This is a genomic window from Paraburkholderia sp. J94 (assembly GCF_905220285.1).
In the GTDB taxonomy this organism is placed as follows: domain Bacteria; phylum Pseudomonadota; class Gammaproteobacteria; order Burkholderiales; family Burkholderiaceae; genus Paraburkholderia; species Paraburkholderia tropica_A.
This window is the reverse complement of record NZ_CAJMZH010000006.1, coordinates 383,488-396,825: the sequence shown is the minus strand read 5'-3', so window position 1 is coordinate 396,825 and position 13,338 is coordinate 383,488. Positions and strand designations below refer to the sequence as shown.

Genomic DNA, 13,338 nt, shown 5'->3' with positions numbered 1-13,338 from the left:
ATCACCAACCCCAGCCCGGATAGCCGTAGCCGATTCCGGTGCCCCATCCGCTTCCCCAACCGCCGCTGTAGTAGCTGCCGTAGACGTTGACGGGCGGCGTGTAGGCGCGCGACCAGGCTTGCGCGGCGGCTTCGGCGGTCGCGGCGCGGTCGGACTCGGCGAGCGCCTGCTGGTCGATCTCGTCGTAGCGCCGCAGCTGCTCGGGCGTGAGGGCGGGGCCGGCCTGCGGCTGCGTGGCCGTGGCGCCCGCTTGATCGGCGGGCAGGCGGCTATAGATCGGCGAAGGGCCGGGCGGATCGAGCGTGCAGCCGCTCATCAGCACCACGCCCGCGCAGGTTGTCATCAGCGACATCAGCGTGGTGGTGGCGATCAGCGCTCTGGCGCGGCGCAGGGCGCGCGCCGCGAAGGCAGGTAATGCAGCCCCGAGGTTCGTTCTCATCGTCTTGCTTCCCTTTATCGGTCGGATGCCGGCGCGTTGACTTGCAGCAGCGCGGGCGCGGCGCGAATCGGCATCCTTGATGCGGCTCATGATGTGCGCGGCGCCAACGTGCTACGCGGCCGCGCCGTCCCCCGTGGCGGGAGACGGTGCGCCATGAGCCGGGGAGGCAATCGGTGGCTCAGTGGCGCTGGTCCGCTGCGGGAGAGACTCCTTCTGAGAGCCCCGGCGTGGCGAAAAGTTGCGCCACATCGACGGGATCGAACTCGTAGCGCTGGTTGCAATAGTCGCAGTGAATCTCGACGTGGCCGCGCTCCTCGATCACGCTGTCCACTTCCTCGCGGCCCAGCATCTTGAGCATCGAACCGACCTTCTCGCGCGAGCAACTGCACAGGAAGCGCGTGGTGGCGGGCTCGAAATGCTGCACGTTCTCCTGCCAGAACAGGCGGCGGAACAGCGTTTCCGGCTCCTGTTCGAGCAGTTCCTCGCGCGTGAGCGTGCCGCCGAGCGTGCAGACGCGTTCCCACGTGTCGGCGTCGAGTTCGTGCGGATGCGGCACGATGCCGCCGTCGCCGGGCAGCTTCTGCAGCAGCATGCCGACGGCGCGGTCGTCGTTCGCGCCGAGCCACAGGCGCGTGTCGAGCTGTTCCGAGTGATGCATGTAGTGCTCGAGCACTTCGGCGATCGACTTCAGCGGGCCTTCCTCGCCGTTGAGCGGCACGATGCCCTGGTAGGGCTGCTGGCCGGGATGCTTGTTGGCCGGATCGAGCGTGATCACGCAGCGGCCACGGCCGTTCACGTTGATGAGATCCGCGAGCGTGAGGTCGTCAGCGACGGTTTCCACGCCTTCGGCCAGACGCGCCGTGGCGCGCATGGAGAGGTCGGAGCTGCACTGCACGACCAGCATGCGCACCGGGCCTTCGCCGAGGATCTGCATGATCAGCGTGCCGTCGAACTTGAGGTTCGCGGAGAGCAGCGCGCACGCGGCCATCATTTCGCCGAGCACGGTGCGCACCGGCGCCGGGTACTGGCGGCGCGTCAGCACCTCTTGCCACGTGTTGCGCAGCGAGACGATCTCGCCACGCACCGGAGCGGCGCTGAACATGAATTTCTGCAACTGGTCGTTCACAATCTTTTCCTTCGTTTCGATGCGTGCGGCGCGCTCGCGCGGCATGGCGGCCCGATGCCGTCAGCCGATACGCACGAGTTGCGCCTTGAAATACTCGCGGCGTTGCGCGTAGACGTCCGCGTTACGCTTGAGGCCGGCGATGTCGGCCTCGGTGAGCTCGCGCACGACCTTGGCCGGCGCGCCGAGAATGAGCGAGTTGTCGGGGAACACCTTGCCTTCGGTGACCACCGCGCCCGCGCCAACCAGACAGTTGCGGCCGATTACCGCGCCATTCAAGACCACCGCCTGAATGCCGATGAGCGCGCCTTCCTTGACCGTGCAGCCGTGCAGCATGGCCTGATGGCCGACCGTCACGTTGGCTTCGAGCGTGAGCGGGAAACCGGGGTCGGTATGCAGCACTGCGCCTTCCTGGACATTGCTGCGCGTGCCGACCGAGATCAGCTCGTTGTCGCCGCGCAGCGTCGCGCCGAACCAGACGCTCGAGTCTTCGGCGAGTTCGACCTTGCCGACGATGGTCGCGTTGTCCGCGACGAACACGCTTTCGTGAATGGTGGGTGCGGCTTCGCCAAGCTTGTAGATGGCCACGGTGTTGCGTCTCCTTTTGTCTTGCGGGGCTGCGGCGCGCGAACGGGCGCGGGCGGCGCAGGGCGGGTGAATCGCGTATTGTAAACGGTTGCGTGCGCAGTCCGCCTGGCATGGGGCGCGTGCAGCGTGCGGCAGGCCTCGCACGCGAGGCCGCCGGAGTGTGCCGGGGCGGTGCGCGGGGCGCGCGCTTTTACTGGATCACGATGTGAATCACGCGTTTGAACCTCGTTATCGCCAGTTTTGACTGCTTTTTTGCCGTTTTTTGCCCGTTCGACGATGAATTCCGTATTTTCCGACTCCGCGCGCGATAGCGCCGAATTGCCCGTCGATGCCGCCGCGCCGCAGGCCAGCTGGCGTGCCGCCGCGCTTGCGGCATTGCGCGAATGCGATCCGCTCGCCAAGGCCGAGGCCGTGACGGCGCTCCACGCGCTCGCCCAGGACGGCGCGGCGCGCGGCGTCACGCACTGGCAGGCCGACTGCGCGCTGAGCGCCCCCGCCGACTTGCCGGGCCGTCCCGCGCGCCCGGATCTGGTCGAGCCGCGCAGCCTTCAGCGCCGCAGCATGAGCACGCCGCAAGGGCGCGTCGTGCTGCTGCACGCGCTCGCGCACATCGAATTCAACGCGATCAATCTGGCGCTCGACGCGGTCTGGCGCTTCGCGGACATGCCCGCGGACTTCTACGCCGACTGGCTCAAGGTGGCGGCCGAGGAGGCGTATCACTTTTCGCTGCTCGGCAAGCGGCTGGCGGACTACGGCCATGTCTACGGCGATTTCCCGGCGCATAACGGCCTCTGGGAAATGTGCGAGCGCACCAGCGGCGACGTGCTCGCGCGCATGGCGCTGGTGCCGCGCGTGCTGGAAGCGCGCGGACTCGACGCCTCGCCGCCGATCCGCGCGCGTCTGAAGCAGGCCGGCGACGACGAATCGGCCGCGATCCTCGACATCATCCTGCGCGACGAAGTAGGGCACGTGCGCATCGGCAACCACTGGTTCCGGCATCTGTGCGCGGCGCGCGGCCTCGATCCGCATGCGGCCTGGCTCGAACTCGCGGCGCAGTATCACGCGCCGAAGATGCGCGGCCCGTTCAACTTCGAAGCGCGCCGCTCGGCGGGCTTCGACGACGCCGAACTCGAAACGCTGAAGGCGCAGGACGCCGCGCCAGCCGCCGCCGAATCCGCCGCCGATCGCTAAACATCGGCTCCCCATCTGTCAGAACCTGCCGATATAATCGAACGACCATTCGTTTTTCTGCGCGAACGCAATGAATCCTTCCCGATCCGAATTCGTCGACGTGAACGGCATCCGTCTGCATGTGCGCCGCTGGGGCGCCGAGGACGCGCCCACGCTTTTCATGCTGCACGGCTGGATGGACGTGGCCGCCTCGTTCCAGTTCGTCGTCGACGCGCTGGGCGGCGACTGGCAGGTGATCGCGCCGGACATGCGCGGCTTTGGCCTGTCGGACTGGCCGGTCGCGCAGCGCGGCGCCGGCAACTACTGGTTCCACGACTATCTCGCCGATCTCGACGCGCTGCTCGATCGTTACGCGCCCGAGGGCGAGGTGAATCTCGTCGGGCACAGCCTGGGCGCGAACGTGGTTTGCCTCTATGCGGGCGTGCGGCCCGAGCGGGTGCGGCGCGTGGTCGATCTCGAAGGCTTCGGCATGCCCGCGACCACGCCCAGACAGGCGCCGGGCCGCGTGCGCGAGTGGCTCGACGAAATGCGCGCGCCGCCGCAGCTGCGCCCCTACAAGACGCTCGACGACGTGGCGGCGCGCCTCACGAAAACGAATCCGCGCCTGCTGCCCGCGCGGGCGCGCTTTCTCGCGCAGCACTGGTCGAAGCCGGTGAGCGGCGCGCAGGGCGAGGGCTACATGCTGCTCGGCGATCCGGCGCACAAGATGGTCAATCCCGTGCTCTACCGGCTCGAGGAAATCATGGCGATCTGGGCGCAGGTGCGCGCGAAGGTGCTGCACGTCGAGGCCACCGATTCGGAAACGCTCGCGCGCATCGCGGGCAAGGTGCCGATCGCGGAGTTCAAGCGCCGCTTCGAGGCGTTTCCCGACTGGCGCGAGCGCTTTATCGACGACGCCGGGCACATGGTCCATCACGATCAACCGGAGGCGATTGCGCGCCTCATCGAGGCGTTCTGCGCCCCTTGAAAGGCGCTTGAACCGGCTTTGAGCAAGGCCCGAACGCGCCCGGACGGCTTCGCCGCATTGCAGTAAAATAAGGCTTCATTTTCAAGACGCCCACAATGAACGCCGATCTCCACTGTCATTCCACTGTCTCCGACGGCCAGATGGCCCCGGCTGCCGTCGCGCAGCTGGCGAAGGCGGGCGGCGTGACGCTGTGGGCGCTCACCGACCACGACGAGCTGGGCGGCCAGCGCGAGGCGCGCGAAGCCGCCGAAGCGCTCGGCATGCGTTATCTCTCGGGCGTCGAAATTTCGGTCACGTGGGCGTCGCGCACGGTGCATATCGTCGGCCTGCATGTCGATCCGGCGTGTCCGGCGCTCGCCGAGGGGCTGGCGCGCACGCGCGACGGCCGCGCGGCGCGGGCCGAGGCAATCGGTGAACGGCTCGAGGAACTCGGCATCGCCGACGCCTACGCGGGCGCGCTCCAGTACGTCTCGAATCCCGACCTGATCTCGCGCACGCACTTCGCGCGCTTCCTCGTCGAATCCGGCCGCGCACAGAACACGCAGGATGCATTTTCGCGCTGGCTGGGCGAGGGCAAGCCGGGTTACGTGGCGCATCGCTGGGCGAAACTGGCCGATGCCGTCTCGTGGATCAAGGCCGCGGGCGGCGAGGCCGTCGTCGCGCATCCGGGCCGCTACAACTACACGCAGCTCGAATTCGACACCTTCTTCGGCGAATTCATCGACTTCGGCGGCAAGGCCATCGAAGTCGTCACGGGCAGCCACACGCCCGACCAGTACGGCGAGTACGCCGCCGTCGCGCGCCGCTTCGGCTTCGAGGCCTCGCGCGGCTCCGACTTTCACGCCAAAGGCCCGGACGCCATCGAGCCGGGCACGCTGCCGCCGCTGCCTTCCGACCTCAAGCCCGTCTGGGAGCGCTGGCTCTAGGCCGCGCGCACCGCGTGGTCCCGCTGGCCCGTTTTCGCTATTTCCGCCGCGCGGTCCGCGCCTTGTACCGCCGCGCGACGTCTGCTTCGCCCGTTCGCTACGCTTTACGATAACGCGTGCGCCTTGCTCGTCGCCTGCGCGCCGCCCGTCCGCCGTCCCGACTGTTCTGAATTCGTCAGCTGATTACTGCCATGTCACAGTTTTTTCGGCTTCACCCAGAGAATCCGCAGCCGCGCCTCGTCAAGCAGGCCGTGCAGATCATCCGCGACGGCGGCGTGATCGCGCTGCCCACCGATTCGAGCTACGCGCTCGCCGCGCGCATCGACGACAAACACGCCGCCGAACGCCTGCGCCGCATTCGTCATCTCGACGAAAAGGCGCTGCTTTCGCTGATGGTGCGCGACCTGTCCGAGCTGGCGAATTTCGCGATGGTGGATAACCGCCAGTACCGGCTGATCAAATCGGTGACGCCGGGGCCGTATGTGTTCGTGCTCGAAGCGACCAAGGAGGTGCCGCGGCGCCTTTCGCATCCGTCGCGCAAGACCATCGGGCTGCGCGTGCCGGGGCATCCGATTCCGCTCGCGATTCTCGAAGAACTGGGCGAGCCGCTGCTCGCCTCGACGCTGATCCTGCCGCCCGACACCGAGCCGCTCAACGACCCCGACGAGATCCGCGAACGGCTGGAAAAACAGCTCGACCTGGTGATCGACGGCGGGGCGTGTCCGTGGGAGCCGTCGACCATCGTCGATCTGAGCGGCGCGGAGCCGGTGCTCGTGCGCGCGGGCCGAGGTTCGCTCGCGCCGTTCGGTCTGGAAGCCGAAGCGTGATGCCGGTCATGCGGGCAGGGCGGGCATTTTCACGGCTTCGCGCGCATCAGGTTGCGCATCTGGACGACGATCCGGCCGCGCGCGGTGCGGCGCGCCGCTAGCGCGTTGTTACAATACGCCGCCATGGAAGCCACGATCATTCAGACGCTCGCCGTCTACGCCTTGCCCGTCATCTTCGCGATCACGCTGCACGAAGCCGCTCACGGCTACGTTGCGCGCCTGCTCGGCGATAACACGGCCTACGTGCTCGGGCGCGTCTCGCTGAACCCGATGCGCCACATCGACCCGGTCGGCACGATTGCGATGCCGCTCATTCTGTACGTGCTCACGAGCGGCGCGTTCGTGTTCGGCTACGCCAAGCCGGTGCCGATCGACTTCAACAGCCTGCGCAATCCGCGCTGGGGCAGCCTCTGGGTGTCCGCCGCGGGCCCGCTCTGCAATTTCGTGCAGGCGATCGTGTGGGGCGTGTTCCTGATCGCGCTGAGCGTGATCGGCATCGACGAGCCGTTCTTTCTGCTGATGGCACGCGCCGGCATGACCGTGAACATCGTCCTCTGCGTGCTCAATTTTTTCCCCTTGCCGCCGTTCGACGGCGGGCGCGTGCTGGCGGCGCTGCTGCCGCCGCGCGCGAACATTGCGCTCATGCGGATTGAACCGTATGGTTTCTTTATCGTCATGGCGCTCATGCTGACGGGCGTTTTCACGCGCTTCTGGATGTATCCGTTGGTTCAGGTCGGTCAACTGGCCCTGAACGTCATCCTCAGTCCCCTCGTATCGCTATTCTCATAACATCATGTTCCCAGACCGTATTTTCTCCGGCATGCGGCCCACCGGGTCGCTGCACCTCGGCCACTACCACGGCGTGCTGAAAAACTGGGTCCGGCTTCAGTCCGAATACCCGTGTTTCTTCTGCGTGGTCGACTGGCACGCGCTCACGACGCACTACGAGACGCCGGATGTCATCGAGAAAAACGTCTGGGACGTGCTGATCGACTGGCTCGCATCGGGCATCGATCCGAATCAGGCCACGCTGTTCATCCAGAGCCGGGTGCCCGAGCACGCCGAACTGGCGCTGCTGCTCGGCATGAGCACGCCGCTTAGCTGGCTCGAACGCGTGCCGACCTACAAGGAACAGATCGAGAAGCTGCGCGACAAGGATCTCGGCACCTACGGCTTCCTCGGCTATCCCGTGCTGATGGCCGCCGACATCCTGCTGTACCGCGCCTCGCTCGTGCCGGTCGGTGAGGATCAGGTGCCGCACGTCGAAATGGCGCGCGAAATGGCGCGCCGCTTCAACTACATGTACGGCCGCGAGCCGGGCTTCGAGGAGAAGGCCAACGAGGCCGCGAAGAAGCTCGGCGGCAAGCGCTCGAAGCTTTATCACGAGCTGCGCAACGCCTACCAGCAGGAAGGCAACGATGAGGCGCTCGAACAGGCGCGCGCGATGTTGTCCGAATCGCAGAGCCTGTCGATGAACGACCGCGAGCGCCTGTTCGGCTATCTCGAAGGCTCGCGCAAGATCATCCTGCCGGAACCGCAGGTGCTGCTGACCGAGGCGTCGCGCATGCCGGGCCTCGACGGCCAGAAGATGTCGAAGTCGTACGGCAACACGATTGCGCTGCGCGAAGACGCGCAGTCGATCGAAAAGAAAGTGCGCACCATGCCGACCGATCCGGCCCGCGTGCGCCGCACCGATCCGGGCGACCCGGACAAGTGCCCGGTGTGGCAGCTGCATCAGGTCTACACCGACGAGCCGACGCATCAGTGGGTGGAGAAGGGCTGCCGCTCGGCGGGCATCGGCTGCCTGGAGTGCAAGCAGCCGGTGATCGAAGGCATCCTGCGCGAGCAGCAGCCGATGCTCGAACGCGCGCAGAAGTACATGGACGATCCGTCGCTGTTGCGCGCCATCGTCGCCGACGGCTGCGACCGCGCGCGCAAGTACGCCACGGAAACGATGCGCGACGTGCGCGAGGCGATGGGCCTCTCGTACAACTAAGGCGCGCGCGATGACGCTCAAGTTCGGGTCCACGCCCGCTGCGACGGGCATGCACGGGCTCGGCGAGCCGTCGCCCTGGGTGCGCCGCTGGGCGCACCTCGTCGCGCCGGGCGGCACGGTGCTCGATCTGGCCTGCGGCGCGGGCCGGCACGCGCGCTGGTTCGCGCAGCGCGGCCATCCGGTGGCCGCGCTCGACCGCGACGGCGCGGCGCTCGCCACGATGCGCGACGTGCCCGGCATCGGCGCATTAGAGTGCGACCTCGAAGGCGCGCCCTGGCCGCTGCACGACGACGCGCGCTTCGCCGGCATTGTTGTCACGAATTATCTGCATCGTCCGCTGATGGCGCGGCTCATCGATGCGCTCGCGCCAGGCGGCGTACTTATTTACGAAACTTTCGCGCAAGGGAACGAGACGGTCGGAAAACCGTCGAATCCCGCATTCCTGCTGGCGGCGGGTGAGCTGCTGGCGATCTGTGCGCCCGCACTGCGCGTAATCGCCTACGAAGACGGATTCCTCTCACAACCGCGTGAGGCGTTCGTTCAGCGGATCTGCGCGGTGCGCGAAGCGGAAAAATCTGCTGCTGCGCCGCGTTCGGGGTCGGACGCAAAACAGGCCGAAAATTCCGGTAACGGGGCTGCGACTCAGGTACTACCCGTACCGCGTTACGATCTGACCGGCTAATCCGCTACAATCGCGGTTTAACGTACTCTTTTTTCTGACGTTTCAATGGCTAACGGCACTCAGGACGGCATTACGCTCGGCGGTAGCATTCCCGCGATCGTCACCCCCATGCACGAAGACGGCAGTCTCGATCTGCCGGCGTTCCGCAAACTGATCGACTGGCACGCGCAAGAGGGGACCGATGGTCTCGTCGTGGTCGGCACGAGCGGTGAGTCCGCCACGCTGAACGTCGAAGAGCACATCCTGATGGTCAAGACGGCCGTCGAGCACGCTGCGGGCCGCATGACGATCATCGCGGGCGCGGGCGGCAATTCGACCGCCGAAGCCATCGAACTCTCGAAGCACGCCAAGGAAGTCGGCGCGCAGGCCACGCTGCAGGTCGTGCCCTATTACAACAAGCCGACCCAGGAAGGCATGTTCCTGCACTTCGCGAAGATCGCGGAGGCGGTCGATCTGCCGGTCGTCCTGTACAACGTGCCGGGCCGCACCGTCGCCGACATGACGAACGAGACCATCCTGCGCCTCGCGCAGGTGCCGGGCATCGTCGGCGTGAAGGAAGCCACGGGCAATATCGACCGCGCGGCGCACCTGATCAAGCACGCGCCGGAAGGCTTCAAGATTTTCAGCGGCGACGATCCCACCGCGATTGCGCTGATGCTGCTGGGCGGCCACGGCAATATCTCGGTGACGGCCAACGTCGCGCCGCGTCAGATGAGCGACCTGTGCAAGGCCGCCATCGCCGGCGACGCGAAGACCGCGCGCGAGATCCATATGAAGCTGCTGTCGCTGCACAAGAACCTGTTCATCGAATCGAATCCGATTCCGGTGAAGTGGGCGCTGCAGGAACTCGGCCGCATCGAAAGCGGCATCCGTCTGCCGCTCACGCCGCTCGACGCGCGCTACCACGACGTGGTGCGCACGGCGCTGCGCGAAGCCGGTCTGCTGGGCTGATCCTCAGCCAAGCCGCCGAATTTTCAATCGACGTCGCCATCGCCCAAGCGCTGACAGTTTTCTGGCAGACCGAGGCTTAGCGTTCCTGGTATCACGAAGGTCCACATGAAACGTTCCGCTTTTTCCCTCCACGCAACCCGCATGGCGGTGCTGGCGCTCGCACTCGGCTCGCTCGCTGGCTGCGAGTCGCTGAACGACATGTTCGCGTCCGATCGCGTCAACTACAAGGACACGGCAAGTGCGCCGCCGCTGGCCGTGCCGAAGGATCTGTCCTCGGCGCCGGGCGACCAGAAGTACGTCGCGCCGCCGCCCACGGTGGCGCTCGGCGGCGCCGCGCAGCGCACCGTCACGCCGCAGGGCAACGCCGTGCTGGGCGTGCCGAGCGCGCAGGATCCGCTCGGCATGCACGTCGAGCGCGACGGCGACCGCCGCTGGCTCGTGGTCGACGGCCGCACGCCGGACGACGTCTGGCCGCAGCTCCAGGAATTCTGGACCGACAACGGCTTCACGCTGACCACCGACGCGCCGAACACCGGCATCATGACCACGGACTGGGCCGAAAACCGCGCCAACATTCCCGACGACTGGTTCCGCCGCACGATCGGCCGTGTGATCGACTTCGCGTACTCGTCGGGCACGCGCGACCGTTTCCGCACGCTGGTGTCGCGCGGCCCGGACGGCCAGACCGACATTTCGGTCACGCACAGCGCGATGGAAGAAATGCTCACGGGCCAGGACAAGACGGGTTCGAAGTGGGTCGAGCGTCCGCGCGATCCGGCACTCGAAGCCGAATTCCTCGCCAAGATCATGCAGAAGTTCGGTCTGACCGACGCGCAATCGAAGCAGCTGCTGACCGACGCGCGTCCGTCGGTGGCCGCGGTAAAGGTCGCGGCGGGCCCGGACGGCACGACGCTCAATCTGCCTGAAGCGTTCGATACGGCGTGGCTGCGTGTGGGCCTCGCGCTCGACCGCACCAACTTCACGGTCGACAACCGCGACCGCGAAAAGGGCATCTACTACGTCCGTTACGCCGATTCGATGCAGGAACTGAAGGGCGACGGCCTGTTCGGCAAGCTCTTCTACAACCCGAAGAAGGCGAAGCAGAATCAGAGTCCGGAGTTCCAGATCGCGGTGCGCCCGAACGGCAGCTCCACCCAGGTCGCGGTACTCAACCAGAGCGGTCAGGTCGATACGTCGTCGGACGCCCAGCGCATCGTCTCCGCGCTGCACGCGCAGCTGAACTGATCCCGCCGTGCGCTTTGCAAGCCTCGGCAGCGGCAGCGAGGGCAACGCGCTGGTCGTAGAAGCAGGCAGCGGCGCGACGCCCACGCGCGTGCTGCTGGACTGCGGATTCTCGGCGAAGGAAGTGGAGCGGCGGCTCGCCCGTGCGGGCCTCGCCGCCGATAGCCTCAGCGCCATCCTCATCACCCACGAACACAGCGATCACATCGGCGGCGCCCTCACGCTGGCGCGCCGCTGGTCGATCCCGCTCTACATGAGCTGGGGCACGGCGCAAGCCGTGGGCGCCGACGACGCCAACGTGGAACTCAATATCCTCTGGGGCGACGAGACGGTCGAAATCGGTGAACTCGGCGTGCTGCCGTATACGGTGCCGCACGACGCGCGCGAGCCGCTCCAGTTCGTGTTCAGCGATGGCGCGAGCCGTCTGGGCGTGCTGACCGACGTCGGCGAATCGACGCCGCACATCAATTCGGTGCTGAGCGGGTGCGACGCGCTCGTGCTCGAATACAACCACGACCTCGACATGCTCGCGGGCAGCCGCTATCCGGCGTCGCTCAAGGCGCGCATTAGCGGCTCGCACGGGCATTTGAACAACGAGGCGGCGGGCGACATTCTCGCCGCGCTCGACCGTTCGAAGCTGCGCCATCTGATCGCTGCGCACCTGAGCCAGCAGAACAACTCGCCGGAACTCGCACGCGCGGCCATGGCCGCGGTGCTCGGCAATGCGGCGACGGAAATCGGGGTGGCAACGCAGGACGAGGGGTTCGACTGGCTGGCGCTTTGATCGATCGACGCTAGCGGGCCGTTCGGCTCCCTGGCTCGAGACGAAAAAAAGCCCATGACGAAGGTCATGGGCTTTTTTGTTGGCTGCCGCTCCTGCGAGCGGGGCCGGATCAGGTCCGGCCCGCGTGGTGCAACTTAGTTGCGGTTGCCGCCGAAGATGCCGAGGATCGCGAGCAGGTTCGTGAACACGTTGTACAGGTCCAGATAGATCGCGAGCGTGGCCGAGATGTAGTTGGTCTCGCCGCCGTTCACGACGCGCTGCACGTCGAACAGCATGTACGCCGAGAAGATCACGATGGCCAGCACGGACACGGTGAGCATCAGCGCGGGCAGTTGCAGGAAGATGTTCGCGACGCCGGCGAGCAGGATCACGATCACGCCCATGAACAGCCACTTGCCGAGGCCTGAGAAGTCGCGCTTGCTGACCGTGGCGACGGTGGCCATGGCCGCGAAAATCACGCCGGTGCCACCGAATGCGAGCATGATGAGCGACGGGCCGTTCGAGAAGCCGAGGATGAACGACAGCAGGCGCGAGAGCATCAGGCCCATGAAGAACGTGAAGCCGAGCAGCACGAACACGCCGACCGAGCTGTCCTTGGTGCGCTCGATGGCGAACATGAAGCCGAATGCGATGGCGAAGAACGCCAGCAGGCTCATGGCCGGGCTGGTGGCGGCGAAAAGCGAGAAGCCCGTGGCCACGCCCACCCACGCGCCGAGGACCGTCGGCACCATCGAGAGCGCGAGCAGCCAGTAGGTGTTGCGCAGTACGCGGTTGCGGGTCTCGGCGCTGGCGACGCTGCCGCCGCGGCCGAAGTTATAGGGATACTCGTTCATGCTTTCTCCTTGCGTGAGACGCGTGGTTCACGTCATTGAGGGCGCGCGCCGGATGTGCGTTGCGCTCCCTCCTAAGATAAGTGTGACGGCCCAGAGTTTCAACGGGATGCCACACAGTTTCCGTTATCTTTCACCAGCGTATGCCGCCATTCTTAAGCCAGGCTGAAAGCCCCGGCTGTGCGGCGTTTGCACCTGATTCGCACCGGATTTGTGCAGTTTTCGGAGCAATCAGGGTTCAATCGCAATCATACATGGGAACATGCTACAATTGCGGATTCATTTGAACTTGTAACCTCTTAATTTTCTGGAGTTTTTATGGCGATCGAACGCACCCTGTCGATTATCAAGCCGGACGCAGTGGCGAAGAATGTGATCGGCCAGATCTACAGCCGCTTCGAAAACGCTGGCCTGAAGATCGTTGCCTCGCGCATGGTCCAACTCTCGCGCGCCGACGCAGAGAAGTTCTATGCTGTTCACGCTGAGCGTCCGTTCTTCAAGGACCTGGTCGAGTTCATGATCTCGGGTCCGGTCGTCATCCAGGCACTGGAAGGCGAAAACGCGATCCTGAAGCACCGCGACCTGATGGGCGCAACGGACCCGAAGAAGGCGGAAAAGGGCACGATCCGCGCCGACTTCGCAGACAGCATCGATGCGAACGCAGTCCACGGTTCGGACGCAGCGGAAACGGCACGCGTTGAAATCGCGTTCTTCTTCCCGGAAGTCAACGTTTACTCGCGCTAAGCAGTAAGCGGTAGTCCAAAGTAGCATAGGGTCGCGAACGGCGATGAC

At 66.0% G+C, this 13,338-nt stretch carries 15 protein-coding genes; 11 read left to right on the top strand and 4 right to left on the bottom strand.

The window, feature by feature from the left end; genetic code table 11:
- Position 1: 1 nt before the first annotated feature.
- The 3 genes from U4Y88_RS15380 to U4Y88_RS15370 all read right to left on the bottom strand — a co-directional run bounded on the left by U4Y88_RS15380 (position 2) and on the right by U4Y88_RS15370 (position 2,150).
- On the bottom strand, positions 2 to 352 hold the full coding sequence (locus tag U4Y88_RS15380) for a hypothetical protein (protein WP_321784955.1): 351 nt from the start codon (positions 350 to 352) through the stop codon (positions 2 to 4).
- A gap of 265 nt (positions 353 to 617) precedes the next feature.
- A complete protein-coding gene (gene hslO, locus U4Y88_RS15375) occupies positions 618 to 1,565 on the bottom strand; it encodes an Hsp33 family molecular chaperone HslO (protein WP_224013833.1) in 948 nt (315 codons plus the stop codon).
- A 60-nt stretch (positions 1,566 to 1,625) separates the two neighbouring features.
- On the bottom strand, positions 1,626 to 2,150 hold the full coding sequence (locus U4Y88_RS15370) for a gamma carbonic anhydrase family protein (protein WP_224013835.1): 525 nt from the start codon (positions 2,148 to 2,150) through the stop codon (positions 1,626 to 1,628).
- A 276-nt stretch (positions 2,151 to 2,426) separates the two neighbouring features.
- On the opposite strand from U4Y88_RS15370, the gene U4Y88_RS15365 reads away from it, so the two are divergent.
- The 10 genes from U4Y88_RS15365 (at position 2,427) to U4Y88_RS15320 (ending at position 11,716) form a co-directional block, all read left to right on the top strand.
- Positions 2,427 to 3,341, top strand: a complete 915-nt coding sequence (locus U4Y88_RS15365) for a ferritin-like domain-containing protein (RefSeq protein ID WP_321784847.1) — start codon at positions 2,427 to 2,429, stop codon at positions 3,339 to 3,341.
- A 70-nt stretch (positions 3,342 to 3,411) separates the two neighbouring features.
- On the top strand, positions 3,412 to 4,308 hold the full coding sequence (locus tag U4Y88_RS15360) for an alpha/beta fold hydrolase (RefSeq protein ID WP_321784845.1): 897 nt from the start codon (positions 3,412 to 3,414) through the stop codon (positions 4,306 to 4,308).
- Between the two features lie 95 nt (positions 4,309 to 4,403).
- Positions 4,404 to 5,234 carry a 3',5'-nucleoside bisphosphate phosphatase gene (locus tag U4Y88_RS15355; protein ID WP_224013841.1) on the top strand — a complete coding sequence of 277 codons (831 nt, stop codon included), beginning with the start codon at positions 4,404 to 4,406 and terminating at the stop codon, positions 5,232 to 5,234.
- Between the two features lie 191 nt (positions 5,235 to 5,425).
- Positions 5,426 to 6,061, top strand: a complete 636-nt coding sequence (locus U4Y88_RS15350) for an L-threonylcarbamoyladenylate synthase (RefSeq protein ID WP_224013843.1) — start codon at positions 5,426 to 5,428, stop codon at positions 6,059 to 6,061.
- Positions 6,062 to 6,184: 123 nt separating this feature from the next.
- Positions 6,185 to 6,850, top strand: coding sequence for a site-2 protease family protein (locus tag U4Y88_RS15345; RefSeq protein ID WP_224013845.1), 666 nt, complete (start codon positions 6,185 to 6,187; stop codon positions 6,848 to 6,850).
- A 4-nt stretch (positions 6,851 to 6,854) separates the two neighbouring features.
- The gene (locus U4Y88_RS15340) at positions 6,855 to 8,057 is read left to right on the top strand and encodes a tryptophan--tRNA ligase (RefSeq protein ID WP_224013847.1); all 1,203 of its coding nucleotides are present in this window, start codon (positions 6,855 to 6,857) and stop codon (positions 8,055 to 8,057) included.
- A 10-nt stretch (positions 8,058 to 8,067) separates the two neighbouring features.
- Entirely contained in the window at positions 8,068 to 8,739 is a 672-nt protein-coding gene (locus U4Y88_RS15335) for a class I SAM-dependent methyltransferase (protein WP_321784844.1), read from the top strand.
- Positions 8,740 to 8,784: 45 nt separating this feature from the next.
- The gene (gene dapA, locus U4Y88_RS15330; protein WP_321784842.1) at positions 8,785 to 9,690 is read left to right on the top strand and encodes a 4-hydroxy-tetrahydrodipicolinate synthase; all 906 of its coding nucleotides are present in this window, start codon (positions 8,785 to 8,787) and stop codon (positions 9,688 to 9,690) included.
- A 105-nt stretch (positions 9,691 to 9,795) separates the two neighbouring features.
- Positions 9,796 to 10,935: an outer membrane protein assembly factor BamC gene (gene bamC / locus U4Y88_RS15325; protein ID WP_224013853.1), complete on the top strand. Its 1,140-nt coding sequence runs from the start codon at positions 9,796 to 9,798 to the stop codon at positions 10,933 to 10,935.
- 7 nt (positions 10,936 to 10,942) lie between these two features.
- On the top strand, positions 10,943 to 11,716 hold the full coding sequence (locus U4Y88_RS15320; RefSeq protein WP_321784840.1) for an MBL fold metallo-hydrolase: 774 nt from the start codon (positions 10,943 to 10,945) through the stop codon (positions 11,714 to 11,716).
- 134 nt (positions 11,717 to 11,850) lie between these two features.
- Here U4Y88_RS15320 and U4Y88_RS15315 read toward each other — a convergent pair whose 3' ends face one another.
- Positions 11,851 to 12,549 carry a Bax inhibitor-1/YccA family protein gene (locus tag U4Y88_RS15315; protein ID WP_224013857.1) on the bottom strand — a complete coding sequence of 233 codons (699 nt, stop codon included), beginning with the start codon at positions 12,547 to 12,549 and terminating at the stop codon, positions 11,851 to 11,853.
- A gap of 315 nt (positions 12,550 to 12,864) precedes the next feature.
- Between U4Y88_RS15315 and ndk the strand changes: the two genes are divergently transcribed.
- Positions 12,865 to 13,290, top strand: coding sequence for a nucleoside-diphosphate kinase (ndk, locus tag U4Y88_RS15310; protein ID WP_027814909.1), 426 nt, complete (start codon positions 12,865 to 12,867; stop codon positions 13,288 to 13,290).
- Positions 13,291 to 13,338: the final 48 nt, after the last annotated feature.